Below are 25,093 nucleotides of genomic sequence, written 5' to 3' on the forward strand. Positions count from 1 at the left end.
CATGGTGGGTGTAGCTCAGTTGGCAGAGCGCCAGGTTGTGGTCCTGGATGTCGAGGGTTCAAGTCCCTTCACTCACCCCAAGCACACAGCCGGTCCCTCGGGACCGGCTGTTGTCGTTTTCTCCCGGCAACGCCCCCAAATCAGGACAATGCGAGTTATGCTCGCTGTCTACCGCTAACGCCGGAAGCACGGGGGCCATCGGCGATCAGACCGTCTGCGCGCCCCCGGAGGCCGGATGAGAGTCGACGACGCAGCGTTCGACAGCGTGATCACGTCCTTGAGCAAACGCGAGGCCGAGGTCATGGATCTGATCGCCGCGGGCCGGTCCAACGGCCAGATCGCCCAGTGCCTGTTCCTCAGCGAGAAGACCGTGAAGAACCACGTCAACCGGATCTACGCCAAGCTCGGCGTCGACTCCCGGGTCACGGCCATCGGACTGTGGCTGTCGCTCAGGAAGGACGGCTCCTGACCCGGCGGGGGTTCAGCCGGTCGTGATCCGGCGGCCGGTCAGGCGGGTGGGCCTGATCTTCAGGTAGTGCTGGCGCCGCCCGCCGGCCCACGGCTCGACGCCCGTGCTCTCCGCCTCGGCCTGCTCGTCCTCGCCCGTGACGTGGTGCAGCGAGCCGTGGACGAGCACGCTCCAGCCGCCCCGCGTCAGCTCCTCTATGCGGTCGACCTCGAACGCGACCTCGTACTCGACGTCCTCCACGCCCGTGCTCAGGTCCTCGTCGGTGCTGCCGCCCGCCGCGGTGCGGAACACGATCGCGCCCTGCGAGATCCGGAAGTTCACCGGCAGCACGGTCAGGCCGTAGCGGCCCTCGAAGGCGATCCGGCCCACTCCTCCGGGCCGCAGCAGGCGCAGGCACTCCTCCTCCGTCAGCGGCACCAGCGTGGGGTGCGCCGAGGCAGGCCCCGCGCCGGCGGGCTCGGCCACCTCCCCGAGCAGGCCCTCCACGGTGGTCTCCAGCGCCTCGGCCAGGCGGGCCAGGGCCTCGCGCACCGAGATGCCGGACTGGTCCTCCAGATAGGCGACGTAGCCGACGGCCACGCCGGACCTCTCGGCCAGCTCCTGCCGGCTCAGGTTCAGCGATTCGCGGCGTTCGGCTATCCGGCGGCCCAGGCGTTCCATCGTGGTCACTTGCTCAGACATACCGGTGCCCTACCCCGGATCTCCCCACTTCCCGGTGGTGTCCATGGCAGAAATGGTTTAACCGATGCTCTGGGTGCCATATGGACCATGGAACACAATCCGGGAAGGGACGTGGTCATGGTGCGGAGAGCGCGCGTCGTCGTCGTGGGGGCGGGCTTCGCCGGCCTGGCCGCGACGCGGGAACTGGCCAAGGGCGGCGCCCTGGTCACGCTCGTGGACCGGAACCCCTACTCGACCTTCCAGCCCCTGCTCTACCAGGTGGCCACGGCGGGGATGGGCACGTCCGACGTCTCCTACCCGATCCGGACGTTCGCCGCCAAGTGGCCGAACGTCCGCGCCCACCGGGCCGCGCTGAGCAAGGTGCACCCGGCCGACCGGCGGGTGGAGTTCGCGGACGGCTCCACCCTCGACTACGACTACCTGGTGATCGCCACCGGCGTCACCACCAACTGGGTCCACGTGACCGGCGCCGAGGAGAACGCGCTGCCGATCTACTCGCTGCGCGACGCGGCCGACCTGCGCCGGCACCTCCAGCACTGCCTGGAGGACACCGCGGCGGGCCGGCGCGAGAGCGCCCACGTCGTGGTGGTGGGCGGCGGCGCGACGGGCGTGGAGACCGCGGGCACGCTGGCCGAGCTGCGCCGCCGTACGGTGCCGCTGACGCATCCCGAGATCCGGCCCGACCAGACGAGCGTCACGCTGGTCGAGCGGTTCGACTACGTGCTGGCGCCGTACAAGCCGCGGCTGCGGGACGCGGCGGCCGAGGCGCTGCGCAGGAGAGGCGTCCGGATGCGCCTGGGAGCCACGGTGGCGGGCGTGGAGCCGGACGCCGTCATCCTGGAGGACGGGACGCGCCTGCCGAGCGACGTGACCGTCTGGGCCCTCGGCGTCACCGCGCCCAAGGAGGTGACCGACTGGGGGCTGCCGCAGGGCAAGGGCGGCCGGATCACGCTCACCGACGCGCTCAACGTGCCCGGCCATCCGGAGATCTTCGTGGCCGGCGACCTGGCCGGGCAGCCGGACCCGCTGCCCCAGCTCGCCCAGCCGGCCATCCAGATGGGCAAGCACGTGGGCAGGCAGATCCTGGCCGCGGCGCACGGGCGGCCGCTCAGCCCCTTCTCCTACCGCGACCCGGGGATCATGGCCACGGTCGGCAAGGCCGAGGCGGTGCTCCAGCTGCGCAACGGGCTGACCATGCGCGGCCTGCCCGCCTGGCTGGCCTGGATCTTCGTGCACGTGGCGTACCTGCTGGGCGGGCGCAACCGGGTCAGCGTGCTGCTGAACTTCTTCTGGCGCTACGGCGGCCCGCGCCGCAGCGCCACCAGCATCGCCTCGACCGAATGAGCCTCGACCGAATGAGCCTGGACGAGCGAGCCTCGACCGGGTGAGCGGCGCTCAGAGCGCGGCCGACAGCGCGCCCAGGCCGTGTTCGAGGTCGGCCTCGGGGATGTTCAGCGCCGGGCGCAGGCGGACGGACCGGGGCCCGCAGGGCAGTGCCAGCACGCCGTGCTCCTCCCTGAGCCGGGTGACGTAGCCGTCCCTGGCGGCCTGGTCGGGCAGGTCGAAGGCGCACATAAGGCCCCTGCCGCGCACGCCCGAGACCGTGTCGGGGTGCTCGGCCTCCAGCTTGGTGAGCCGTTCGAGCAGGACGCCGCCGAGCGTGCCGGCCCGGGCGATCAGGCCGTCGCGCTCGATGATCTCCAGGATGCCGCGGCTGCGGACCATGTCCACCAGGCCGCCGCCCCAGGTGGAGTTGATCCGGCCGCTGAGCCGGAAGACGTTGTCGGCCACCAGGTCGACCCTGCGACCGGCCATGATCCCGCCGACCTGCACCTTCTTGGCGAAGGCCACCACGTCGGGGGCCAGGCCGAGCTGCTGGTAGGCCCAGGGCGTGCCGGTGGTGCCGCCGCCGGTCTGGACCTCGTCCAGGACGAACAGGGCGTCGTGCTCGTGGCACAGGGCCTGCATGGCGCGCAGGAACTCGCCGCGCATGTGGTTGTCGCCGCCCTCGCCCTGGATCGGCTCGGCGATGAAGCAGGCGATGTCGTGCGGGTGACGTTCGAAGGCCGCCCTGGCCTGGGCCAGCGCGCGTTCCTCGGCCGCCTCGACGTCGCCGAGGTGGACGGCCGGGACGTCGATGCGCGGCCAGTCGAACTTGGGGAAGCGGTCGGTCTTGCCCGGCTCGGTGTTGGTCAGGCTCAGCGTGTAGCCGCTGCGCCCGTGGAAGGCGCGGGTCAGGTGCATGACCTTGGTGCCCAGGTCGCGGGGGCGGCCGGCGGCCTCGTTGCGCCGGCTCTTCCAGTCGAAGGCGGTCTTGAGCGCGTTCTCCACGGCCAGGGCGCCGCCCTCGACGAAGAACAGGTGGGGCAGCTCCGGGTCGCCGAGCACGCGGACGAACGTGTCGACGAAGTCGGCCAGGTGCTCGGTGTAGATGTCGGGATTGGCGGGCTTGTTCCGGGCGACCTGGCCGAGCAGGGCGGCGAAGTCGGGGTCGAAGGGCGGGTTCACACCGAGCGGGGCGGACGCGAAGAAGGTGTAGAAGTCCAGGTAGCGGCGGCCGTTGCGGGCGTCCACCAACCAGGAGCCACGGCTGAGTTCGAGATCGAGGACGAGACGGTAGCCATCGACGAGCAGGTGACGGGCAAGGCGGGTGTGTACGTCCATGCCTTCTCCAATGTCGTGAGACAGGCCGGAGGTTCCATACAGGGAACCCGGTCGTATCCGTAAAATTTACGGTATTCCTGCCCCGCGAGTGAACTTCTTCAAACGAAGTGACAGCACAATCATCGCGATTCCATACAGGATCGCGAAAATGCCGATCAGCCAGACGAGGCTCAGCATTCCGGCGCCGGGCCAGATGATGAGCAGCACACCGAAGATCACCGACAGGATGCCGGCGATGATGAACATCCACTCGTTCTCGATGGACTTGCGCAGCCGCACGCCCGCCACGATCTCGGAGATTCCGGAGATGATGGCCCAGAAGGCGATGAGGTAGAGCAGCGCGAGCGAGGTGATCCCGGGCCAGGCGAAGGCCATGATGCCGGCCACGATGCCGACGATGCCGGAGAAGATCAGCCAGGCCCGCGACCGGGCGCCATGCCGGAAGGCGGCGAAGAGCTCGAAGACGCCGGAGACGATGGCGTACGCACCGAAGAAGATCACCAGCACCAGCAGAGTGATCCCCGGCCAGATCAACGCCAGCACACCGAAGATGATTGCGGCGATGCCGCGGACGAGCAGCAGCCACCACGAACGCGAAAGTTCCTGCATACTGGTCTGCTTTCCGTGATTCGTGCGAAAAGAGACCAGCTTTGGGTCAAATGTCGACCTACATGTGAGAATAGACGACGATCGATACCGCGATGTACTGCACCAGGTACGCGGCGATGGTGAAGGCGTGGAAGACCTCGTGGAAGCCGAACCAGCGCGGCGACGGATCGGGGCGGCGCAGCCCGTAGACGATCGCGCCCGCCGAGTAGAAGACCCCGCCCACGGCCACCAGCACGACGGCGGCCACCCCGGCCCCTTCGAGCAGCTGCGGCATCACGAAGATCGCCGTCCAGCCCAGCGCCAGGTACAGGACGGTGTAGAGCCAGCGCGGCGCGTTCATCCAGCACACCCGGAACAGCACCCCGGCCAGCGCGCCGCCCCACACCACCGACAGCACGGCGACCCTGGCCGCGCCGTCGAGGGCGAGCAGCCCGAACGGCGTGTACGTGCCCGCGATGATCAGGTAGATGTTGGCGTGGTCGAACCTGCGCAGCACCTCGGCCAGGCGCGGCCCCAGCGTGCCCCGGTGATAGGTCGCCGAGATGCCGAACAGCAGCCCCGAGGTGATCGCGTAGACGCCGGCCGCCAGCCGGGCCTGCAGGGTCGGGCCGAGCGCCACGAGCACGAACCCGGCCACCAGCGTCACCGGCAGCGCCCCGGTGTGCAACCAGCCACGCAGCCGCGGCTTCACGGTGATGGTCGTCATGTAACCTACGGTACCGTAGGTTACGGATTGAGCTGAAGTGCCGATGGTCACAGGCCGTTCAGGAAGCGCACGGCGATCGGCACCGCCGCGGAGCGGCCCGAGCCGCCGTTCCTGACGAACACGCAGAAGGCCAGGTCGTCCCGGTAGCCGATGAACCAGCCGTGCGACGTCTGGTCCTGCACCTCGGCGGTGCCCGTCTTGCCCGCCACGCCCTCCGGCAGGCCGGCCTGGCTCGCCGTCCCGTGGTCAACGACGGCGGCCATCATCTCCCGCAGCGCCCCGACCACCCCCTCGTCCAGCTTGACGTCGGGGAACGGCTCGCCGTCCACGCGGCGCACGTCGTCCTCCGACAGCAGGCGGGGCGAGCGCCACGTGCCGTTCTGCACGGCGGCGGCCACGGCGGCCATGCACAGCGGGGTGGCGACCACCGTGCCCTGGCCGATGACGTCCAGGGAGAACATGTCCGTGCCGCCGGTCTGCTGCATCGTGCCGCACCGGCCGCCCACGCCGGTCGCCATCGGCCGGTCGAACCCCCAGCGGGCGGCCGTCCGGCGCAGGTCCTCCATGGACAGCCGGCTGGTGGCCTGCTCGACGAACGTGGTGTTGCAGGAGTAGGCGTAGGCGTCGGCGAAGGTCACCGTCCCCCGGTCCACGTCGCCGTCGTTGCTGATCGCCGCCGAGAAGTCCGGCGCGTACGAGGCCGGGCAGCCCATCTGCTCGCCGGTGGTGACCCCCTTCTCCAGCAGCGCGGCGGCGACGATCGTCTTGAACGTGGACCCCGGCGGGAAGGCGTCGCGCACCGCGCTGAAGTTGTCCTCCAGCCGGTCGGCCAGGGCCAGGATCTCGCCCGTGCTCGGCCTGAGCACCACGATCGAGGAGTTCGCCACGCCGTCCAGGGCCCGCGCGGCGGCGGCCTGGACCGGCTGCGACAGGGTGGTGCGCTCGACGTTCGCCTTCGGCAGGCGGGTCAGCAGCGCCTTGTCGGGCCGTCCCGGCGCCCGCGACACCAGCTCCAGCCCGTGGTTGGCCTTGGCGAACTCGGGCTTGAGCGGGTCGAGGTAGGCGTCGGCGTAGCTGTCGTTGGGGATCTTGGCGCCCTCCCTGGTCACCAGCTCGGCCGCCGGCGCCTCGACCTCCTCCACCTCCAGCGTGCCGCCGTCCTTGAGCAGCGGGTGCAGCGTCTCGGGCGTCCACAGCACCCGCCAGGCCCGGTCGCGCACGCCCAGCCGCAGCGTGCTGTCGAACGGCCACGGCCCGAGGTCCGTCAGCTCCCGCACGCCCGTGAAGCGGACCTCGGCCGACTCCTCCCCCGTGCCGCGCACCGGCCCCGGCGTGAGCCGGATCGACTCGACGTGCAGGTTCTGCGAGAGCTCGCGGTGCCGGTCGAAGAAGTCGGCCGGCGGCCGGTCCACCAGCAGGGCCATGCCCGCGACGTCCCCCTTCCGCCAGGCGTCGAAGTACGCGGCGGCGGTCCGGGCGGCGCTGCCCTTGACGTGCCCGGCGGCCAGAACGGCGAAGGCGGCCGCCCCCAATATCGCGACAACCGCGATAACGAGCACAATCAGCCTCTTGCGTCGCATACGGTTCTCCCAGGGAGGGATCAGCGTGGCACGTGGACAGCGGGAACCGATGCCTGGCCTTTATCCGGTGACGTTCGGCGAGGTCGAGCTTCTCCGGGACCTGGACAGGCAGGACGGCTGGGTGCTGTCCAAGGATGGCGTACCTCAGTCGTACGTTGATCTACAAGACCCGACATTTCTGGATTTCGAGTACGTCCGGCTCATGGCCGACGTCATCGACCTCCTGCCGGAGGGGCCGCTGAGCTGCGTCCACGTCGGGGGCGGCGCGTGCACGATCCCGCGGTACGTCGCGGCCACCCGCCCCGGCTCCCGGCACATCGTGATCGAGCCCGACGGCCTGCTGGTCAACCTGGTCCGCGAGCAGCTCGACCTGCGCTCGGTCCCCCGGCTGAAGGTCATCGTGGCCGGCGGCCGCGAGGGCACGGCCAAGGTGTGGGACGACTCGGCCGACCTGGTCGTGCTCGACGCGTTCACCGGCGCCACGATGCCGGTCGAGCTGGCCACCGCGGAGTACATGGGCGACCTGGCCCGCGTGCTGCGCCCCGACGGCACGCTGCTGATCAACATGGCCGACGGCAAGGGCCTGGCGTTCGCCAAGCGGCTGCTGGCCACGGTGTGCGAGGCGTTCCGGCACGTGGCGCTGCTGGCCGAGCCGGGGATCATGCGGGGCCGCCGGTTCGGCAACCTGATCGTCGCGGCCTCGCGCACGGAGCTGCCGCTCGACCTGCTGTCCCGGCGCGCGGCCGGCGGCCTCACCCAGGCGCGCTGCGTGCACGGGGAGACGCTGAAGAACTTCATCGGCGGCGCCCACCCCATCAAGGACGGCGACGCCGTGCTCGCCCCGGTCCCGCCCCCGGCCGTCTTCGGCTGAGCCCGGGGCAGCGCGCTCAGCCGCCGGACGGGCCCAGGTAGGCCAGGACGGCGGCCACCCTCCGGTGCACGTCGCCGCTGTTCTCCAGCCCCAGCTTGGTGAAGATGGCGTTCACGTTCTTCTCCACCGACGAGATCGACAGGTGCAGGGCGCGGGCGATGCCGGCGTTGGAGCGGCCGTGGGCCATCTCGCGCAGCACGTCCCGCTCCCTGGGGGTCAGCGACTCCCCCTGCCCGCGGACCTCGCGCCTGGCCAGCAGGCCCTCGACCACCTTGGGGTCGATGACCGAGCCGCCCCCGGCGACCGCCCGGATCGCGCCGAGCAGCTCGTCCAGGTCGCCCACGCGGTCCTTCAGCAGGTAGGCGAACCCGGCCGTCCCGTGCTTGAACAGCTCGAAGGCGAACAGGGCGTCGGAGAACTGCGACAGCACCACCACGCCGGTGCCGGGGTGGCCGGCCCTGATGCGGTGGGCGGCGTCGATGCCCTCGAAGCCCGGCCGCCACTCGCCGCCGGGCATGCGGATGTCGGTGACGACGACCTGCGGCTCCAGCCTGCGCACGGCGTCCAGCAGTTCGTCGGCGTCGCCGACCGCGCCGACGACGGTCACCTCCCCGGACAGTTCGAGGAGCTGCCGGGTGCCCTCGCGCACCAGGTAGTGGTCGTCGGCGACGACCGTGCGTACGGGCTCAGGCATCGGCCGGCACCCAGGCGTGCATGCGTGTCCCCTCTCCGGGCGCGCTGTCGAGTTCCATGCCGCCGCCCAGCGCGTCCAGGCGGTCGGCGAGCGTGGCCAGGCCGCGGCGGGCGGCGGTGGCCGGGTCGAAGCCCCTGCCGTCGTCGGCGACGGTGGCCCGTACGCGGCCCGGCGCCAGGGTCAGGCGCACCTCGATCCGGGCGGCGGCGGCGTGCTTGAGCGCGTTGGCGACGGCCTCGCTGACGGTGAAGTACATCGCGCCCTCGACCTCGTCGGCGAACCGGCGGGCCCGCAGCCCGGGGTCGGCGATGACGGTCGTGGGCACCGGCAGCCCGGAGCAGCGTTCCTCGACGGCCTCCACCAGGCCGCCCTGGCTGAGGGCCGACGGGTGGATGCCGGCGGCCAGCTCGCGCAGGTCGGTGAGCGTCTGGCGGGCCTGCTCGCGCAGGCGGGCCAGCGCGTCGGGGCCGGCGCCGGTGACGCGGGCCAGCTCCAGCCCGGCGATGAGGGCGACGAGCTGCTGCTGCACGCCGTCGTGGATGTTGCGCTCGATCCGCCGCCGCTCGGCCTCCTGGGCGTTGACCAGGCGGGCGACCAGCCCGGCGCTCTGGACGGCCAGCCCGGCGGGCACGGCCAGGGCCTCCAGGAAGCGCCGGTCCTCCCGGTCGTACCGTCCGGCGCGGCGCGGGCCGAGCTCGATGCGGCCGAGGCCGCCGCGCACCGGCACGGTCAGGGCCGTCCCGCCCTCCTCCTCGCCCGCGGCCACCCGGGTGCCGTCGGCCAGCGTCACGGCCGCCCACCTGGCCTCCAGCCCGTCGCGGACGGCGGCGGCGAGCCTGCCGAGCTGCTCGACCGGCTCGGGCGTGGCCGCCAGGGCGGTGCCGAGGCCGGACAGCACCTCGTCCACGGTGGGCCGCACGTCGAAGATCAGGTGCAGGCGGGAGCCGCGCAGGCCGAGCCGGATGTCGAGCAGCCGGTGCCGCACGATCCCCACCAGGACGGCGGCCGGCAGCGCCGACATGGCCGCGAGCAGGCCGACGGTCGCGGCGCCCCACCACCGCGCGTCCAGCAGGACCAGCAGCAGCACGCCCGCGCAGAGCTGGACGCTTGTGCCGGCGACCATCCAGGCGTACTGGCCGCGCTCGGGCGGCTCGGCGCGCCGCCAGCGCAGCACGAGCCCGGCCAGGACGACGACGGCCGTCAGGAAGACGAGCACCTGGCCCAGACCGCCGGCCAGGGCCGCCAACAGCGTTCCGGGCGTCAGCCCGCCCCGCGGCTCGCCGGGCCGGGCCGGATCGGCGCCGAACAGCCCGAGGCCCACCGTGTGCATGACGATCGCGACGCCGCCGACCCAGGCCACGGCCCGCCACCGCCGGGACGGCAGGCGGCCGTCGGGGAAGAGCAGCGGGACGAAGATCCAGGTCAGGCCGTAGAACACGGCGTAGAGCGCGGACAGCCAGACGACGACCGGCCCGCTGTGGTGGAACCTTAGGGCCACGCCCGTGCCCAGCGCGCCGAGCCCGAGGCAGGCGCCCGCCGCCAGGAACAGCCAGCCGTACCGCAGGTCGGGACGGCGGACGGTGAGCAGCCAGCCCAGCGCGGGCAGCACCAGGCCGAGGACGCCGAAGGCCCATTCCTGCGGCGGCGCGGACAGCCCGGACTCCAGCAGCGCACCCGCCAGGGCGCCCCCGGCCCCGATGGTCGCCAGCGACCCTGCGAGCAGCCTGGAACTCATGAACCACCATCGTCAGGGGGAACCTTATGGGCGTCTATGAGGTTAGCCGCACATTCGGTACGGACAGCCTCACCTGCGAGGACGGCGGCCCATCAGGTGGGCGCGGGCCCGGCCGCGGCTGTTGGCTGGGCACATGTCTCACAACAGGTTCCCCGTACTGGCCACCGCCGTCGTGGCCGCGGCGGTCACGGCGGTCACGGCCTGCGCGACGCAGCCCGTGCCCGCCCTGGCCACCATCACCGGGTCCGCCACCGCCGCGCCGACGGCGAGCGCCGTGGTCGAGATCCCCGACACCCCCGTCGGCCGGCAGCTGCGCTGGCTGATGGAGGCGGTCACCCGGCTGCCCGTCGGCGACGCCGAGCTGGCCGGGCACTTCGCGCCGACCTTCCTCGAACACATCCCCCCTGCGCAGCTCAACCAGGCGCTGGCCGGGTTCCAGGACATGCGCCTGGACCGGCTGGACCAGGCCCAGGAGCGGACGTTGTCGGCGACCGTCACGGCGGCCGGCACGGCGTTCACCCTCGCGCTCGGGGTGGACGGCACCGGGAAGGTGGACTACATCCAGTTCACCGGCGTCGCGCCGGCGAGCTGGTCGGAGCTGGACCAGCGGCTGCGCCGGGCCGCGCCGCGGGCCGGCTTCCTGGCCGCCGAGCTGACCGGCGACGGCCGCTGCCGCCCGGTCCACGCGGTGGCCGGCGACAAGAGCTTCCCGCTCGGCTCGATGTTCAAGCTGTACGTGCTGGGCGCGGTGGCCGAGCGCATCAGGAGCGGCGCGTTCGGCTGGGACACCGAGCTGACGATCAGCCCCGAGCTGAAGAGCCTGCCGAGCGGCGAGCTCCAGGACCGCCCGGACAACAGCAAGGTCACGGTGCTGGAGGCGGCCCGGCTGATGATCTCCATCAGCGACAACACCGCCACCGACCTGCTGATCCACCGGGCCGGTCGCAAGGCGGTCGAGCGGGTCATGCGCTCGTGGGGCGGCGACCGGCGCAACGTGCCGTTCCTGACGACCCGGGAGCTGTTCGTGCTCAAGGGCGCCGACTACCCCCGGCACGCCGAGCGGTACCTGTCGCTCGGCACGCCCGCGCGCCGCGCCTACCTGGCCGGGGTCGTGGACAAGGTGCCGCTGTCGAAGGTGCGGCCGTGGGCCGAGCCGCGCGACCTGGACCGGCTGGAGTGGTTCGCCACGCCCGCCCAGGTCTGCCGCGCCTACGCCGGGCTGGCCCGGCTGAAGGACGCCCGCGTCGGCGAGGTGTTGTCGATCACCGACGCGGGGCTGCGGCTGGACAAGGCGAAATGGCCCGTCGTGTGGCACAAGGGCGGCTCGGAGCCGGGCCTGCTGACCATGAGCTTCCTCGCCCGTACGGCCGCCGGCCGGACGTACGTGGTGTCCACGACGGCCGTGAACCCGGACGCCCCCCTCCAGCAGGGCCCGGTGGGCCAGGAGCTGCTGGTGCTGGCTCGGGGGGCGTTCGGGCTCGTCACGTCCTCATAGGGCGGCGTGGGCGAGGTCCACGAACAGGGCCGACGACCAGCCGAAACCGGTCGTGGCGCGGCCCGCCCGCCGTCCCGTGAGGGGGTTCCAGTACTCGTACAGGCCGCCGCCGTCGCGCACCATGGCCAGGGTGCGGGCGGCGAGCTCGGCGGCGACGTCCGGGTGGCCCGAGCGGCGCAGGCCGTCGATCAGCAGGTAGTTGACGTTCAGCCAGACCGGGCCGCGCCACATGGCGTCGGGGTCGAAGCGCGGGTCGTCGAAGGCCACCGTGGGGACCGGCCGCTCGCCCCAGAAGGCGGGCGAGGTCAGGTCCTGGACCAGCCGGTCGGCGATCTCGTCCGGCAGGCGGCCGGTGAGCAGCGGCATGAGGTCGAGCGGCGTCCGCACGTCGGCGTCGGCCGCGCCGGCGACCTTGGTGACGAAGCGGCGGCCGTTCCAGCGGCGTTCGACCATGCGGTCCACGAGCGCCTGCGCCCTGGCCCGCCACTCGCCGGCGTCCTTGCCGAGCGCGGCGGCGATGTCGCCCAGGCGGTCGTACTGGAGGGCCAGGTAGGAGTTGAGGTCCGGGGGCTCGGCGCGCGGGCCCCCGTCCCAGATGGGGCTGTCGTCCAGGCCCGACGAGTACGGGTGCAGGTACTCGGCCAGGCCGTCGCCGTCCGGGTCGGAGTGGGCGAACCACCACTGCTGCGACCTGACCAGCGGCTCGTAGACCTCGGCCAGGAAGCCCGGGTCGGGGTCCACCTCGTGGATCTTCCACACCGCCCAGGCGGTCAGCGGCGGCTTGGTGACGGGCACGACGTGCCGGATCGGCTCACCGCCGACGTGCTGGGCGAGCCGGGCCAGGTCGGAGCGGGGCAGGTCGGTGGTCTCGGCGAGCACGCCGTGGTCGTGCACCACGTCGGGGATCAGGCCGTCGGGACGCTGGTTGTCGAGCAGGATGCGGATCTGCTCCCTGGCCAGGGCCGGGTCGGCGTGCCGCAGGGCGATGGCGTGGAAGTAGGAGTCCCAGTTCCACAGGCCGACGTAGCCGTACTTGGAGGGGATGAGCGATTCCCTGCCCTGGATGCGCACCAGGTTGACGGCCAGCGTCCACCAGGCCTGCTCGGCGCGTTCGCGCAGCTCGCCGGGGACGGCGGGCATCCGGGCGAACCAGGCCGCCCAGCGTTCGGCGGCCTCGGCCAGCACCTTCGCGCCGTCGGTGACGGTCCGCTCGCCGGCCAGGGTGACGCAGCCGTCCACGGCGGTCTCGCCGCCGTCCCAGACGGCCCTGGCGCCCTCGCCGACCGCGACGAGGGTGTCGGGGTCGGCGAAGGCCAGGGTCACGTCACCGTCGAACTCCACCCGGTGGGGCAGGGCCCGGCGGACGCGCAGTTCCCGGGAACCGGCGTAGAACCGCAGCCCGGCGCGGACGGTCGTCTCGTCCAGCCGGGTCTCGTAGAGCGCCTGGGCGACGCGCAGCGAGCCGTCGTCGGCCGCCATGACGAGCAACCGCGAGCCTCGCTCGGTGAAGGGACGTTCGCGCAGGTCCAGCACTTACTTTCCTCCCAGGCCGGAGGCGGCCATCGAGTTGATGATCTTCCGCTGGCCGATCAGGAACGCGATCAGCGTCGGCACCACGGCGATGGCCGAGGCCGCCAGGATCTGCCCGTAGTCGGTCGCGCCGTGCTGCTGGGCGAACTGGCTGAGCAGCAGCGGGACGGTGAACAGCTCCGGCGTGTTCAGGAAGATCAACGGGAACAGGAACGAGTTCCAGGACGCCAGGAACACGATGATGCCGAGCGCGCCGAGCCCCGGCCGGATGTTGGGCAGGACGATGCTCCAGAAGCACCGCCACCGGCCCGCGCCGTCGATCCTGGCCGCCTCCTCCAGCTCGATCGGCACCGCCCTGATGAACTGGCGCAGCAGGAACACCGCGAACGGGTTCGCGATCGTCGGGACGATCAGCGACAGGTGCGAGTCGATCCAGCCGAACTTGGCCAGCATCAGGTAGAGCGGCACGATCGTCACCTGTGACGGCACCATCTGCGTGGCCAGGAACAGCACGAACAGCACGCCCGAGCCCCTGAACCTGATCCGGGCGAAGGCGTAGGCGGCCATGGCCGAGGTGAGCAGGGTGAGCACCACGTTGAGCGCGGCGATGTAGAAGCTGTTCCAGTACGCCAGCCCGAACGGCATGGTCGAGAGCGCGTCCGGATAGTTCTGCCAGGTCCAGGGGTCGGGCAGCCAGGCCGTCGGATCGTTGATCATCTGCCGCACGCCCTTGGCGGAGGTGAGCAACATCCACACGAACGGGAACAGCATCAGCAGCCCGCCGACCGTGAGCGCGGCGTGCAGTCCGATCTGCCGTGATCTCATGCGTACCGCCTCACGAGTCGTAGTGGACGAAGCGCTTCTGCGCGGCGAACTGGACCAGCGTCACGAGCAACGTCAGCACCAGCAGGATCAGGGCGGCCGCGCTGCTCGGGCCGAACTCGAACTTCTTGAAGCCGAGATCGAAGATGTGGTACACGATCGTGCGCGCGCCCTCGTTGTCCTTCGGGTCCACCAGCACGTAGATCTGGTCGAACGCCTGGAACGAGCTGATCACCGCGACCACGGTGGAGAAGAAGATCGTGGGCGACAGCAGCGGCAGCGTGACCGACCGGAAGATCCGCCAGGGGCTCGCGCCGTCGATCCGGGCGGCCTCGACGACCTGCGGCGGGATGGTCTGCAGCCCGGCCATGAAGATCACCACGTTGAGGCCGAGCGAGGACCAGATCGTCACCACGGCGATCGCCACGATGACCCAGCCGGGGTCGAGCAGCCAGTCGGGGCCGCTGACGCCGAACCACCGCCGGAGCGAGGTGTTCAGCACGCCGTTCTCGTCGCCGGCCAGGATGACCTGCCACATCAGGGCGACGGCCACCGAACTGGTGACGACCGGCATGAAGTACACGACCCGATAGACGTTGCTGCCCTTGATGCTGTTCAGGGCCACCGCGATCAGCACCGCCAGGGCGAGCCCGAACGGCACGGTCAGCAGCGCCAGCTTGACCGTGTTCCACACCGCGCGGCCGAACAGCGGGTCGGTGAGCTGGGCGGCGAAGTTGGACAGCCCGGCCCACGACTTCTCGCCGAGCCCGTCCCAGTTCATGAAGGCCAGCACCACGGCGAACCCGAGCGGGATCACCAGGAACACCACCAGCGCGCCGACCTGCGGCGCGAGGAAGATCGCGGCCCACCAGCCGTCGCGGTCGCGCAGCTTCTTGGCGGGCCGCGCGGCGGTCTTGCCGCGCGGCCCGGCGAGCACGGCCATCCGCTAGCCCAGCTTGCCGTCGACGAGGGTCTGCAGCTCGGTCATGCCCTGCTCGAAGCCGAGCTTGCCCTGCCAGACCTTCATCAGGTGCTCGTTGATCGAGGCGGTCAGGCCGGGCACCGAGACCTCTTCGGGGTAGTTCGCGAAGCCGGTGTCCCGCACGTCGAGGAAGGTCTGGGCGTGCGCGGGGTAGTTGCCGGCCAGCACGACCTGCTCGGCGCCCTTGATCGAGGGCACCGCGCCGCCGTCCTTGAGGCGCAGGAGCTGGCCCTCCTTGCTGACGAACTCCGTCAGGAAGGTGAAGGCCTCCTTGGGCTGCTTGGTGCCCTTGTTGAGCGACAGGTAGGAGGCCGCCACGGCGCCGGGCATCGGCTCGCCGGTCTCGGACGGGAACGGGACGATGTCGTAGTTGTCCAGCTCGCCGCCCTTCTTGATGGTGTCGATCACCCAGCGGCCGCCGGCGTAGAAGCCGACCTTGTGCTTCATGAACTGGGTGCCCGCGGTGTTGCTGGCCGGCAGCACGTCCGCGCTCAGGAACGTCTTGTCCTGGTAGCCCTTGGCCAGGGTCTCCAGCGCCTTGCGGGCCTTGGGGTCGGTGGTGGCGACGAACTTGCCGCCGTCCCACACCTTGCCGCCGAAGCCGCTGACCACCGAGTACGTCGAGCCGTACCAGTTCCAGAAGATGGACCCGCCCAGGCCCGCGGCCTTGAGCTTGGCGTTCATGTCCAGGTACTTGGCCATGGTCCACTGCTTGGCCTCGTTGAGGGCGGCCGGGTCCTCGGTGATGCCGGCGGCCTTCAGCGCCTTCTTGTCGTACCAGAGGACCTCGGGGTTGGTGTCGTTCGGGACGCCGTAGATCTGGCCGTCCTTCTTGGCGCCGCCGTAGACGCCCTCGAAGAAGTCCTCGGGCTTGCTCTTGGAGTCCGGGCCCGCGAGCTGGTCGTTGAGCGGCGAGACGACCCCGGCGGAGACGAACTTCCCGATGTTGTCGTCGCCCACGAAGAACACGTCGGGGGCGGTGCCGCTGGTGAGCTGGGCGAGCAGTTTGGGGTGGTAGTCCTCGTACTTGGCGACGGACTCCAGCTTGAGCTTGATGTTGGGGTGACGCTGCTCGAAGTCCTTGGTGAAGGACTCGTAGAGCTTGACGTCCTCCGCCGATCCCCACGTGGACCAGCGGACGGTGACCTGCCCTGCGGCGGCGTTCCCGCTCACGCCTGGAACGTTCCCTCCACCGCCGCTGCAGGCGGTGGCGGCGGTGGCGAGCAGACCCAGTACGGCCAGCGCACGCTTCATGATGGGCTCCTTCGGGGGGGTGGTGCTGTTGGGGCTACGCGAGCCCGCCGCCGTCGACGACGAGAGCGGAACCGGTGACATAACTGGCGGCGTCGCTCGCCAGGAAGAGGACGGCCTGGGCGATCTCCTCGGGGCTCCCCGAGCGGCCCATCGGCCGGTCGGCGGCGTCGGCCTCGAAGGCGGCCCAGTCCTCGTTGAGCTGACGGGCCTCGTCCCGCAGCATCGGGGTGTTCGTGTCGCCGGGGTTGACGGAGTTCACCCGGATCCCGGCCTTGGCGTGGTCGATCGCCAGCGCCCTGGTCATGTTGACGACGGCCGCCTTGGAGGCGCAGTAGGAGATCGCGTTCCCGCCGCCCTTGAGGCCCCAGCCGGAGCCCGTGTTGACGATCGAGCCGCCCTCGGTCATGAGCGGGATGGCGTGCTTGCACATCAGGAACACCGAGCGCACGTTGACCGCCATCACGCGGTCCCACTCGTCGGCGTCGAGGTCGAGCGCGGTGGTGCGGCGGATGATGCCCGCGTTGTTGAACAGGACGTGCAGGCCGCCGTAGGTGTCCACGGCCGTGCGGGTGATGCGCCGGCAGTCCTCCTCCGCGGACACGTCCCCCTGGACGGCCACCGCGGCCGCCCCCGTCCGCGTGATCTCCTTGGCCGTCGCCTCGGCCCCGGCGCCGTCGATGTCGGCGACGACGACCTGGGCGCCCGCCTCGGCGAAGAGCAGCGCCGTCGCCCGGCCGATGCCGGAGGCACCGCCGGTGACGATCGCGACCTTGCCATCGAGCCTGTTCATCCGTAGAACTCCTCACTTGCCGCACAAATGCGATAAATCGTGCTTTCGCGGTATCCGGTGATCACCCGTACGTGCCCGGCCAGCTTCCGGTCCAGTTCCTGGTCTCCGCTGTCGGCCAGCAGCGGCCGTCCCCCGAGCCCGGCCAGCTTCTGCTGGGTGGCCAGCACGACCAGCCGGTCGCCGGACCCGTCACCGAGCACCTCGTCGAGCACCCGGGGCGAGACCTGCTGGTTGCCGCGGCCGAGCACGAAGCCCTGGCCGCCGATCACCGACAGCACGATGACCGTCTCCCGGCCGCGTACCAGCTCGAACAGCTCCCCCTCGGTCACGTCGGCGGCCACCAGGTCGGCGCCACCGCCCGCGCGGGCCTCGATCACGTCCACGCCGAGCAGCGTGGTGGCGAGCCCGAGCTCCCTGCCCACGGCCGCCGTGGTGGCGCCGGGACCGAGCACGTAGCGCGCCCCCGGCCGCAGCCGGGCCGCGACCTCCCGGGCGATGCCCTCGACCGTGGCCGGAGCCGCGTCCGAGGAGCCCGCCTTGCGCCCCGACAGGGCCGCGCGACCTGCCGGGACGCGCAGGCTACCGTAAAGCCGGGGGCTGACGAGCCCGCGGCGGTAGCGCTCCTCGTCCAGGTCCACCACCTCGGCCTCGACGCTCTCCGGCCGGGCCACGAAATCGGCGGCCACGAACCCGGCGGTGGCCGGGCTGAGCGCGAAGCACCCCGAGTACACCTTGACCCCGGCCGGGATCCCGAGCACCGGCGGCGCCTGGCCGCCCAGCTCCCGCACGGCGTCGAGCACGTCGCGCGCCGTGCCGTCGCCGCCGGCGAACAGCAGCAGGTCCACGCCGGCGAGCGCGGCGACGGCCGCCCGGGTGTCGGCCGCGGTGGTGCTCACGTCGTCCTCGACGCCGGAGGGCGCCAGCTCGTACGGGACCCCGGCGGCGCGGGCGCTGTCCTCGCCCATCGCCCCCGCCACGGTCACCAGCCGGGCCCCGGGACGGCGGGCGAGCAGCGTGGCGACGGCCTGCGCGGCCCGCCGCCCGGCCTTGGGCTCGGCGCCCTTGGCCAGGGCCGCGCGCTGCACGTCGGCGCCGTCGCTGCCCTTGAGCCCCACGGACCCGCCCAGCCCGGCGACCGGGTTGACGACCAGCCCGATCACGCCGTTCCCTCCGGACGTCATGGCTCAGCCGCCCGCGGCCAGGTGCTTGCGCACGTACGCCCGCCAGGTCGGCGCCCACTGCTTGGGGTCGTCGAGCGGCGTCGGGTCGATCTTGTGGATCGTCTGGTTGTACGGCGCGCCCTTGACGAACTCCGGATCCCGCCGCGCCTCCGAGGCGACGTGCTCCAGGATGGCCGCGTACTCGTCCAGGTCCTCCCGCGAGTACGACTCCGTCGGCTCCAGCGTGAACGGCTCCGGCACCAGGTACGGGTGGTGGCTGGTCCAGTAGTGGACGCCGAAGTCGGCGGCGCGCACCCCGATCTCCTCCGAGTGCACCCCCGTCTCCTCCGACAGCTCCTGCCAGGAGTAGCGCACCTGCTCGATCCGGCGCTGGTTCCACGGCGCCGAGGCCCCGGGGATCTGCAGCACCTTGTGCATCAGGTAGTTGTTGTTCAGCGCCGCGGTCTCGGCCACCTCGCGCAGCCCCTCCGCGCCCAGGGCCATGATCCAGGCGTAGGCGCGCACGATGTTCGGGGTGACGCCGAGGAACGGCCGGATCTTGCCGACGCTCTGCGCGGGCGTCTCCAGCCCGTAGGAGTCGCCGTCGAAGGAGACCACCGGGCCGGGCAGGAACGGCTCCAGCTCCGGCGAGACGCCGCAGGCGCCGGCCGCCGGGCCGCCGCAGGCGTGCGGCGTGGAGAACGTCTTGTGCAGGTTGAAGTGGCACAGGTCGAACCCGGCGTCGCGGGCCCTGGTGATGCCGAGGATGCCGTTGGCGTTGGCCTGGTCGTAGCAGGCCAGGCCGCCGACGCCGTGCACCAGGTCCACGAACTCCTTGATCCGGGAGTTGTAGATGCCGGTGTCCTCGGGGTTGGTGATCATCAGGGCGGCGGTGCGCGGGCCGACGGCGGCGCGCAGGGCCTCGATGTCGGGCAGGCCGTTGGCGTCCGGCATGAGGGTGATGACCTCGTACCCGGCGACCTTGGCGCAGGCCGCGTTCGAGGGGTGCGAGAACATCGTGGTGATGACCTGGTCCCGGTGGCTCTCGCCGCGGGCGGCGTGGTAGGCCCTGATCATGGCGATGTTGGCGTAGATGGCCGCCGAGCCCGAGCCGGGCTGGAGGGACACCCGCGACATGCCGGAGATCTCGGCCAGCATGCGCTCCATCCGCCAGTAGATCTCCAGCACGCCCTGCACGGTGTCCTCGTGCTGGAGCGGGTGCAGCTCGGCGATCGCGTTGGCGAACCGGTCGTTGACCTTCGGGCTGTACTTCATCGTGCAGGTGCCCTGGCCGACGTCGATGTTGAGGTCGACGCCCAGGTTCTCCTGCGACAGCCGCAGGTAGTGGCGCACCACGTGCGGCTGCGACATCTCGGGCAGCTTCGGCGGGGTGGCCCGTCCGACGCCCTCGGGCAGCTCGACCTTGGGCGCGCCCGGCTCGGGCACGGCCACGCCGCGGCGGCCGGGGCGCGACAGCTCGAAGATGATCGGCTCGTCCCAGCGCGCCTGGTGGAAGCGGCGCAACGGCGGCTTGGGCGCCACCGGCAGCTCGGCGAAGGATTCGGCTCCATGCCCGCTCATGCCTGCACAACCTCCTGTACGGCTGCCGCGAGCCGGTCGATGTCCTCGATGGTGTGGCGTTCGGTCACGCAGACCAGCACCGTGCGCTCGTCCAGCGGGACGCCGCCGTAGATGCCGCGCTCGCGCAGCGCGGCGAGCAGCGCCGCGGAGTCGGCCACCTCGATGGCGAACTCGCGGAAGTGCACCGAGCCCGCGTGCCGGACGGTCACCGACCGGCCCAGGGCGTCCATCGCGTACCGGGTGCGGGCCAGGACGGTCTCGCCGAGCTCCTTCATGCCCTGCGGGCCCATGAGCGCGAGGTAGACCCCGGCCGTGATGCCCCACAGTGCGGCGGCCGTGCCCACCCATTCCTTGCCCTCTTCGCGCAGGGCGAAGGAGGTGCGGTCGTAGAAGACGTCGCCGAAGCCGTACTCGCCGGGGACCTTCGTCGGCGCGATGCCGAACAGGCGCGAGGGGAACTCGGCGACCAGCGGCTCGTGGTCCTGGGTGGCGATGTAGCCGGCGTGGCCGCCGCCGTAGTTCTGGTGGATGCCGAGCGACTGGATGTCGCCGCAGACGATGTCCGCGCCGTAGGCGGCCGGCGGGGCCAGCACGCCCAGGGAGATGGGGTCGGCGCTGACGACCAGCAGCGCGCCGGCGGCGTGCGCGAGGTCGGCCAGCTCCCGGCCGCGGGTCTCGACGACGCCGTAGACGTTCGGCGTCTCCAGGTACAGGGCGGCGTAGGTGTCGTCGAGCGCGACCTCGCCGATCTGCCCGTCCTCGGCCACCGGGGCCAGCTCGATGGTGACGTCGGGGGCCAGGTAGTCACGCAGCTTGCTCAGCTTGTCGGCGCCGATCGCCCCGGTGACCAGCACCTTCGACCGCTTGGTGTAGCGGCAGGCCATGCGCAGCGCGGTGCCCGAGGCCTGGAAGCCGTCGTAGGTGGGGACGTTGACGACGTCCATCTCCAGCAGCTCGCCCATCATGCTGACGTACTCGAACAGGGCCTGGAAGCGGCCGTGGTCCTCGTACGGCTCGCCCGCGTACGCGGTCAGGAACTCGCTCCTGGAGTTGACCTCGTCGCAGACGGCGGGCACGTGGTGCGGGTAGCAGCCGTGGCCGAGGAAGCTGAGCGCCTCCTCGGTGTCGGTGTTCCGGGCGAACAGCCCCTTCATGTGGCGCACCAGGTCGCGCTCGGCGGTGAAGGGCGCCGGCAGGTCGAGGGGCCGGTCGAGCCGCAGCTCCGCGGGGATGTCGGCGTAGAACTCCTCGACGCTCGACGCGCCGACCGCCGCGAGCATCTCGGCTCGTACGCCCGGCTCGGCGTTGGGTATGTACGGGTGCGTCACTTGTCTCCTTCGATCCTGAGCACGACGGCGTCGCGCGGGGCCAGCTCGATGCCGCCCCGCAGGTCGGCCCCGGTGAGCAGGTCCGTCCCCGGGTGCGGGAGCGTGACCGGCTGCGGGGCGGTGGTGTGGTTGAGGAGGAACAGGTGGCCGCCCCTCCTGACGGCCTCCACGCCCTCCGGCACGTCGATGCGGTCGATGCCGTCCAGCAGCGGCTCCAGCACCGGCGTGACGTCGTCGAGCAGGCAGCCGACGTAGGTGACCGTGCCCTTGCGGGTGACGGCGGGCAGGCCGTCCAGGTCGCCGCCCTCGAACAGCGCGACGGGCTCGGCGCCCTCCAGCCTGATCCACTCGGCCCAGGTGCGGGCCTCGCCCAGGCCGGTCCGCTGGACGTCCCCGTCGGCGAGCGGCCAGAACTCCTCCACGGCGATGCCGAGCAGGCCGGCCAGCGGGCCGGGCGCGCCGCCCTCGTGCACCTGGTCGCTGTCGTCCACGACGCCGCTGAACGGGCCCACGACGAGCCTGCCCTCGTACGCCTCCAGCGCCTTGGCCTGCTCGGCGGTGCACATGTACAGGTTCGGGGCGATGACCAGCTCGTACGGCGACAGGTCCCGGCCGGGCGGCACGAGGTCGACCGCGATGCCCCTGGCGTGCAGCGGGGCGTACCAGGCGAGCAGCAGCTCCTTGAGCCTGAGCCGGTTGGACGGCATGGACTCGGGCGCCTCCAGGGCCCACCAGCTCGGCCAGTCGAGCACCAGCGCCACCTGGGCGCGGGTGTCACTGCCCGCGACCTCCGACAACCGCCGCAGGTCGGCGCCGAGCGCCAGGGTGTCCCGCCAGCCGCGGGTACGCGTCCCGCCGTGCGGCAGCATCGCCGAGTGGAACTTCTCGGGGCCGTACTTGGCCTGCCGCCACTGGAAGAACATCACGCCGTCGGAGCCGTGGGCGAGCGCCTGGAGGCTGTGCAGGCGCATCATGCCGGGCGGCTTGGGGACGTTCACCTCGCGCCAGGACACCGCGGACGGCGCGGACTCCAGCAGCAGCCAGGGCCCCTGCCGCAGCGAGCGCATGAGGTCGTAGCTGAGCGCCACCTGCACGTGCGAGGTGGGGTCGGCCGGGTCGGGGTAGGCGTCGTCGCTCACCAGGTCCTCGGCGGCGGCCCACTTCCAGTAGTCGAGGCCGTGCAGGATGCTCATGAAGTTCGTGGTGACCGGGACGTCCGGCGTGATCGCGCGCAGCGCCGCCTTCTCGGCCAGGAACAGCTCCAGGAGAGCGTCGCTGCAGAAGCGCCGCCAGTCGAGGAGCTGGGCGGGGTTGACCGGGCCCGGGGCCGTCCTGGGCGGCTCGACCTGGCCGAAGGACGTGTAGTGCTGGCCCCAGCAGGAGGTGCCCCAGGCGGCGTTGAGGCCGCCGACGGTCGCGTACCGCTCTTCCAGCCAGCGGCGGAAGTGGGCGGCGGACTCGGGGCAGAAGCACTCCAGCGTGTGGTCGGCGTACTCGTTGCCGATGTGCCACATGGCCAGCGCCGGGTGGTCGCCGTAGCGCTCGGCCATCGCGGTGGCCATCCGTACGGCGTGCTCGCGGTAGACCGGCGAGCTCGGGCAGTAGCCCTGCCGGGAGCCGAACTCCAGCCGCACGCCGTCGGCGTTGACCGGCAGCATCTCGGGGTGCTCGCGCACCAGCCACGGCGGCGGCGTCGCGGTCGCGGTGGCCAGGTCGGCGGCGATGCCGTGCTCGTGCAGCAGGTCGATGACCCGGTCGAGCCATCCGAAGTCGTAGACCCCGCGCTCGGGCTCCAGGCGCGACCAGGAGAACACCGCGACGGTCGCCATGTTGACCCCGGCCTCGGCCATGAGCCGCGCGTCCTCGGCCCACACCTCCTCCGGCCACTGCTCGGGGTTGTAGTCCCCGCCGAACAGCAGCCCCGGTATCCGGGTCAGCCCCACTCGAACTCCTCGATCATGCAATGTAATATTTTGTATGCCGAATTCATAGTGCAGTATTTTGCATCACGTCAAGGGTTAAGATTCGGTTGTCCTGAACGAGAGGGAGTCCCCCATGCCGATCGAGCGGCGACCGTTGCGCGAGCAGATCAGGGAAGAGCTGCTGAGCCGGCTCGACCGGGGCGACTTCGCCGCCGGCACCGACATCAACGAGGCCTCCCTCGCCGCCGACCTGGGCGTCAGCCGCACTCCCCTGCGCGAGGCGCTGATCACGCTGGCGGGCGAGGGCGTCCTGGAGAGCAACCAGGGGCGCGGCTTCCGGTTCGCCCCGGTGAGCCGGCGCGAGTTCCGCGAGCTGTGCGAGATCGTGGCCGCCCTGGAGTCGCTGGCCCTCGACTGCTCCGACCCGGCCCACCTGCGCTCGATCGCCCCCGACCTGCTCAAGCTGGCCCAGGACTTCCCCGACAACGTGGCCGAGCAGCAGGTCATCGAGCGCCACGACGACGAGTGGCACGACCTGCTGCTGAGCGGCTGCCGCAACGAGCGCCTGCTCGACCTCATCACCAGCGTCAAGGCCGGCATGCGCCGCTACGCGCACCTGATCGCCGGCGACGACGCGCCCCTGGAGCGCGAGGCCGCCGAGCACCGCCGCATCGCCGAGTTCCTGCTGGCCGACGAGCCGGCCAAGGCCGTCCAGGCGCTGCGCGACAACTGGATCAACGGCATGGAGCGGATGATGTCCCGCATCCCGTGACGCGGTGGAATAGTTGAAATCTCAACTTGGTTGCATGGGGCAGATCCCGCTGGAAGGAGCGCGACATGCCCGCCGTCACCGTTGAGAACCCGCTCACCCTCCCCCGCGTGCCCGCGCCCGTGGCGGGCGTCCCCGAGCGGAAGGTGCTCGCCGTCGAGACCGCGCCCAGCGGGTTCGAGGGCGAGGGCTTCCCCGTGCGCCGCGCCCTGGCGGCGATCAAGCTCGAATACCTCGACCCGTTCGTGATGATGGACCAGATGGGCGAGATCGACTACGCCGCCGGCGAGCCCAAGGGCACGCCCTGGCACCCGCACCGCGGCTTCGAGACCGTCACGTACATGATCGACGGCGTCATGGAGCACCTCGACTCCAACGGCGGCGGCGGCACGATCAGCAACGGCGACACCCAATGGATGACGGCCGCCTCCGGCATCCTGCACAAGGAGGCGCCGCCGGAGTGGCTCGTGCAGAAGGGCGGGCTGTTCCACGGCATCCAGCTCTGGGTCAACCTGCCGGGCGCCAAGAAGATGATCGCGCCGAAGTACCAGGACATCGGGCGCTCCAGCGTCGCGCTGCTGAGCAGCCACGACGGCGGCGCGCTGGTCCGGCTGATCGCCGGCGAGCTGGCCGGGAACACCGGTCCGGGCAGCACGCAGACGCCGATCACGCTGCTGCACGCCACCATCACCCCGGGCGCGCGGCTGACCCTGCCCTGGCGCAAGGACTACAACGCCCTGGTGTACGCCCTGTCCGGCCGCGGCACGGTCGGCGCCGAGCGGCGTCCGCTGCACGGCGGCCAGCTCGCGGTCTTCGACGGCTTCGGCAACCGGCCGGGCCTGACCACCCTGGGCGAGACCGTCACGATCGAGGCCAAGGACACGCTCGACGTGATCGTGCTGGGCGGCGAGCCGATCGGCGAGCCGGTGGCCCACCACGGCCCGTTCGTCATGAACACCCGCGCCGAGCTGGTCCAGGCGTTCGAGGACTTCCAGGCGGGCCGCCTCGGCACGATCCCGGCCGAGCACGCCCACTCCTGACCGTCCTGCCATGAAGGCCCGCGCTCACCGCGCGGGCCTTCGCAGGCCGGGGAGCACGGCGGCCGCGCCGGCGGGGAAGCCACGGCATCCCGTCCTCGTCCTCGACCATCCAGCCGCCGGACGCCACCACGCGGCCCGTTTCCGCCGTACTCCGGCCGGCCGGGGGGGAATAGGCGCCGAGTTCGACGGCCAGCTCGTCGTGCAGCAGCTCCCACACGCGCATCGAGCACGGCTGTTCGGCGATGGCGACGGCCTCGGCGAGGGGGATGGTGAGCCGCATCCATCCGGTGAGCCGGCCGCGCTCGACCTTGCGGGGGGCCACCGCACACCTCCTGGCACTGGTCGTACTCGGAGCATCGCGCGGTGGCCGTTTCCGTCGAGGCTCCCTGCTCGGCCGCGTAAGCGAAGCTA

22 protein-coding genes and 1 tRNA gene are annotated in these 25,093 nt (G+C 71.6%); 7 read left to right on the forward strand and 16 right to left on the reverse strand.

The window, feature by feature from the left end; translation table 11 throughout:
* The first annotated feature begins 4 nt into the window (after positions 1-4).
* Together ACIBQ8_RS48805 and ACIBQ8_RS48810 are read left to right on the forward strand one after the other, a co-directional pair.
* Positions 5-80, forward strand: a tRNA-His gene (locus ACIBQ8_RS48805).
* A 155-nt stretch (positions 81-235) separates the two neighbouring features.
* Complete coding sequence (locus ACIBQ8_RS48810) at positions 236-469, forward strand: helix-turn-helix transcriptional regulator (RefSeq protein ID WP_352325186.1); 234 nt, start codon at positions 236-238, stop codon at positions 467-469.
* Between the two features lie 12 nt (positions 470-481).
* On the opposite strand, the gene ACIBQ8_RS48815 is transcribed toward ACIBQ8_RS48810, so the two are convergent.
* The gene (locus ACIBQ8_RS48815) at positions 482-1,150 is read right to left on the reverse strand and encodes a helix-turn-helix domain-containing protein (RefSeq protein ID WP_397172157.1); all 669 of its coding nucleotides are present in this window, start codon (positions 1,148-1,150) and stop codon (positions 482-484) included.
* Between the two features lie 87 nt (positions 1,151-1,237).
* On the opposite strand from ACIBQ8_RS48815, the gene ACIBQ8_RS48820 reads away from it, so the two are divergent.
* Positions 1,238-2,494 (forward strand): NAD(P)/FAD-dependent oxidoreductase, encoded by a 1,257-nt coding sequence (locus ACIBQ8_RS48820; RefSeq protein WP_397195619.1) that lies wholly within the window; start codon positions 1,238-1,240, stop codon positions 2,492-2,494.
* Between the two features lie 51 nt (positions 2,495-2,545).
* Here the strand turns inward: ACIBQ8_RS48820 and lat are convergent, their stop codons facing one another.
* The 4 genes from lat to ACIBQ8_RS48840 all read right to left on the reverse strand — a co-directional run bounded on the left by lat (position 2,546) and on the right by ACIBQ8_RS48840 (position 6,709).
* Positions 2,546-3,814 carry an L-lysine 6-transaminase gene (gene lat / locus ACIBQ8_RS48825; RefSeq protein WP_397172161.1) on the reverse strand — a complete coding sequence of 423 codons (1,269 nt, stop codon included), beginning with the start codon at positions 3,812-3,814 and terminating at the stop codon, positions 2,546-2,548.
* Between the two features lie 66 nt (positions 3,815-3,880).
* On the reverse strand, positions 3,881-4,423 hold the full coding sequence (locus ACIBQ8_RS48830; RefSeq protein ID WP_397172163.1) for an HdeD family acid-resistance protein: 543 nt from the start codon (positions 4,421-4,423) through the stop codon (positions 3,881-3,883).
* A 58-nt stretch (positions 4,424-4,481) separates the two neighbouring features.
* On the reverse strand, positions 4,482-5,129 hold the full coding sequence (locus tag ACIBQ8_RS48835) for a hemolysin III family protein (protein WP_357978428.1): 648 nt from the start codon (positions 5,127-5,129) through the stop codon (positions 4,482-4,484).
* Positions 5,130-5,176: 47 nt separating this feature from the next.
* Complete coding sequence (locus ACIBQ8_RS48840) at positions 5,177-6,709, reverse strand: penicillin-binding transpeptidase domain-containing protein (RefSeq protein ID WP_397195620.1); 1,533 nt, start codon at positions 6,707-6,709, stop codon at positions 5,177-5,179.
* Between the two features lie 49 nt (positions 6,710-6,758).
* Here ACIBQ8_RS48840 and ACIBQ8_RS48845 point away from each other — a divergent pair, with 49 nt between their 5' ends.
* The gene (locus tag ACIBQ8_RS48845) at positions 6,759-7,580 is read left to right on the forward strand and encodes a spermidine synthase (RefSeq protein ID WP_397195621.1); all 822 of its coding nucleotides are present in this window, start codon (positions 6,759-6,761) and stop codon (positions 7,578-7,580) included.
* A 16-nt stretch (positions 7,581-7,596) separates the two neighbouring features.
* Here the strand turns inward: ACIBQ8_RS48845 and ACIBQ8_RS48850 are convergent, their stop codons facing one another.
* Together ACIBQ8_RS48850 and ACIBQ8_RS48855 are read right to left on the reverse strand one after the other, a co-directional pair.
* Positions 7,597-8,274, reverse strand: coding sequence for a response regulator (locus ACIBQ8_RS48850; RefSeq protein WP_397172171.1), 678 nt, complete (start codon positions 8,272-8,274; stop codon positions 7,597-7,599).
* Positions 8,267-10,009: a histidine kinase gene (locus ACIBQ8_RS48855; RefSeq protein ID WP_397172173.1), complete on the reverse strand. Its 1,743-nt coding sequence runs from the start codon at positions 10,007-10,009 to the stop codon at positions 8,267-8,269. The genes ACIBQ8_RS48850 and ACIBQ8_RS48855 overlap by 8 nt, the downstream gene beginning before the upstream one ends.
* 133 nt (positions 10,010-10,142) lie before the next feature.
* Between ACIBQ8_RS48855 and ACIBQ8_RS48860 the strand changes: the two genes are divergently transcribed.
* On the forward strand, positions 10,143-11,504 hold the full coding sequence (locus ACIBQ8_RS48860; protein WP_397195622.1) for a serine hydrolase: 1,362 nt from the start codon (positions 10,143-10,145) through the stop codon (positions 11,502-11,504).
* On the opposite strand, the gene ACIBQ8_RS48865 is transcribed toward ACIBQ8_RS48860, so the two are convergent.
* Genes ACIBQ8_RS48865 through ACIBQ8_RS48905 form a run of 9 tightly spaced genes read right to left on the reverse strand, consistent with a single transcriptional unit; the run spans position 11,499 to position 22,894 of the window.
* On the reverse strand, positions 11,499-13,037 hold the full coding sequence (locus ACIBQ8_RS48865; RefSeq protein ID WP_397172176.1) for an amylo-alpha-1,6-glucosidase: 1,539 nt from the start codon (positions 13,035-13,037) through the stop codon (positions 11,499-11,501). The two genes, ACIBQ8_RS48860 and ACIBQ8_RS48865, sit on opposite strands and share 6 nt — an antisense overlap.
* A complete protein-coding gene (locus tag ACIBQ8_RS48870) occupies positions 13,038-13,859 on the reverse strand; it encodes a carbohydrate ABC transporter permease (RefSeq protein WP_397172178.1) in 822 nt (273 codons plus the stop codon).
* Between the two features lie 10 nt (positions 13,860-13,869).
* Positions 13,870-14,799 (reverse strand): carbohydrate ABC transporter permease, encoded by a 930-nt coding sequence (locus ACIBQ8_RS48875; protein ID WP_397172180.1) that lies wholly within the window; start codon positions 14,797-14,799, stop codon positions 13,870-13,872.
* Between the two features lie 3 nt (positions 14,800-14,802).
* Positions 14,803-16,092 (reverse strand): ABC transporter substrate-binding protein, encoded by a 1,290-nt coding sequence (locus ACIBQ8_RS48880; protein WP_397172182.1) that lies wholly within the window; start codon positions 16,090-16,092, stop codon positions 14,803-14,805.
* Between the two features lie 34 nt (positions 16,093-16,126).
* Positions 16,127-16,882 carry an SDR family NAD(P)-dependent oxidoreductase gene (locus ACIBQ8_RS48885; RefSeq protein ID WP_352326115.1) on the reverse strand — a complete coding sequence of 252 codons (756 nt, stop codon included), beginning with the start codon at positions 16,880-16,882 and terminating at the stop codon, positions 16,127-16,129.
* A complete protein-coding gene (locus ACIBQ8_RS48890; protein WP_397172184.1) occupies positions 16,879-18,063 on the reverse strand; it encodes an ATP-NAD kinase family protein in 1,185 nt (394 codons plus the stop codon). Before ACIBQ8_RS48890 ends, ACIBQ8_RS48885 begins: the two co-directional genes overlap by 4 nt.
* Before the next feature lie 3 nt (positions 18,064-18,066).
* A complete protein-coding gene (gcvPB, locus tag ACIBQ8_RS48895; RefSeq protein ID WP_397172186.1) occupies positions 18,067-19,623 on the reverse strand; it encodes an aminomethyl-transferring glycine dehydrogenase subunit GcvPB in 1,557 nt (518 codons plus the stop codon).
* Positions 19,620-20,951: an aminomethyl-transferring glycine dehydrogenase subunit GcvPA gene (gene gcvPA / locus ACIBQ8_RS48900; protein WP_397195623.1), complete on the reverse strand. Its 1,332-nt coding sequence runs from the start codon at positions 20,949-20,951 to the stop codon at positions 19,620-19,622. The genes gcvPB and gcvPA overlap by 4 nt, the downstream gene beginning before the upstream one ends.
* Positions 20,948-22,894 carry a beta-galactosidase gene (locus tag ACIBQ8_RS48905; RefSeq protein WP_397195624.1) on the reverse strand — a complete coding sequence of 649 codons (1,947 nt, stop codon included), beginning with the start codon at positions 22,892-22,894 and terminating at the stop codon, positions 20,948-20,950. The genes gcvPA and ACIBQ8_RS48905 overlap by 4 nt, the downstream gene beginning before the upstream one ends.
* Positions 22,895-23,006: 112 nt before the next feature.
* On the opposite strand from ACIBQ8_RS48905, the gene ACIBQ8_RS48910 reads away from it, so the two are divergent.
* Together ACIBQ8_RS48910 and ACIBQ8_RS48915 are read left to right on the forward strand one after the other, a co-directional pair.
* Entirely contained in the window at positions 23,007-23,645 is a 639-nt protein-coding gene (locus ACIBQ8_RS48910; protein WP_352326109.1) for a GntR family transcriptional regulator, read from the forward strand.
* 65 nt (positions 23,646-23,710) lie between these two features.
* Positions 23,711-24,682: a pirin family protein gene (locus tag ACIBQ8_RS48915; protein ID WP_397195625.1), complete on the forward strand. Its 972-nt coding sequence runs from the start codon at positions 23,711-23,713 to the stop codon at positions 24,680-24,682.
* The last annotated feature ends 411 nt before the right edge of the window (positions 24,683-25,093 follow it).

The organism is Nonomuraea sp. NPDC049646, assembly GCF_044465525.1.
Classification (GTDB): Bacteria; Actinomycetota; Actinomycetes; order Streptosporangiales; family Streptosporangiaceae; genus Nonomuraea.

Excerpts from the sequence above, each read along its gene's own strand:
- ACIBQ8_RS48810 (WP_352325186.1), top strand. The coding sequence starts at position 236 with ATGAGAGTCGACGACGCAGCGTTCGACAGCGTGATCACGTCCTTGAGC.
- ACIBQ8_RS48815 (WP_397172157.1), bottom strand. The coding sequence starts at position 1,150 with ATGTCTGAGCAAGTGACCACGATGGAACGCCTGGGCCGCCGGATAGCC.
- ACIBQ8_RS48820 (WP_397195619.1), top strand. The coding sequence starts at position 1,238 with ATGGAACACAATCCGGGAAGGGACGTGGTCATGGTGCGGAGAGCGCGC.
- lat (WP_397172161.1), bottom strand. The coding sequence starts at position 3,814 with ATGGACGTACACACCCGCCTTGCCCGTCACCTGCTCGTCGATGGCTAC.
- ACIBQ8_RS48830 (WP_397172163.1), bottom strand. The coding sequence starts at position 4,423 with ATGCAGGAACTTTCGCGTTCGTGGTGGCTGCTGCTCGTCCGCGGCATC.
- ACIBQ8_RS48835 (WP_357978428.1), bottom strand. The coding sequence starts at position 5,129 with ATGACGACCATCACCGTGAAGCCGCGGCTGCGTGGCTGGTTGCACACC.
- ACIBQ8_RS48840 (WP_397195620.1), bottom strand. The coding sequence starts at position 6,709 with ATGCGACGCAAGAGGCTGATTGTGCTCGTTATCGCGGTTGTCGCGATA.
- ACIBQ8_RS48845 (WP_397195621.1), top strand. The coding sequence starts at position 6,759 with ATGCCTGGCCTTTATCCGGTGACGTTCGGCGAGGTCGAGCTTCTCCGG.
- ACIBQ8_RS48850 (WP_397172171.1), bottom strand. The coding sequence starts at position 8,274 with ATGCCTGAGCCCGTACGCACGGTCGTCGCCGACGACCACTACCTGGTG.
- ACIBQ8_RS48855 (WP_397172173.1), bottom strand. The coding sequence starts at position 10,009 with ATGAGTTCCAGGCTGCTCGCAGGGTCGCTGGCGACCATCGGGGCCGGG.
- ACIBQ8_RS48860 (WP_397195622.1), top strand. The coding sequence starts at position 10,143 with ATGTCTCACAACAGGTTCCCCGTACTGGCCACCGCCGTCGTGGCCGCG.
- ACIBQ8_RS48870 (WP_397172178.1), bottom strand. The coding sequence starts at position 13,859 with ATGAGATCACGGCAGATCGGACTGCACGCCGCGCTCACGGTCGGCGGG.
- ACIBQ8_RS48875 (WP_397172180.1), bottom strand. The coding sequence starts at position 14,799 with ATGGCCGTGCTCGCCGGGCCGCGCGGCAAGACCGCCGCGCGGCCCGCC.
- ACIBQ8_RS48880 (WP_397172182.1), bottom strand. The coding sequence starts at position 16,092 with ATGAAGCGTGCGCTGGCCGTACTGGGTCTGCTCGCCACCGCCGCCACC.
- ACIBQ8_RS48885 (WP_352326115.1), bottom strand. The coding sequence starts at position 16,882 with ATGAACAGGCTCGATGGCAAGGTCGCGATCGTCACCGGCGGTGCCTCC.
- ACIBQ8_RS48890 (WP_397172184.1), bottom strand. The coding sequence starts at position 18,063 with ATGACGTCCGGAGGGAACGGCGTGATCGGGCTGGTCGTCAACCCGGTC.
- gcvPB (WP_397172186.1), bottom strand. The coding sequence starts at position 19,623 with ATGAGCGGGCATGGAGCCGAATCCTTCGCCGAGCTGCCGGTGGCGCCC.
- ACIBQ8_RS48910 (WP_352326109.1), top strand. The coding sequence starts at position 23,007 with ATGCCGATCGAGCGGCGACCGTTGCGCGAGCAGATCAGGGAAGAGCTG.
- ACIBQ8_RS48915 (WP_397195625.1), top strand. The coding sequence starts at position 23,711 with ATGCCCGCCGTCACCGTTGAGAACCCGCTCACCCTCCCCCGCGTGCCC.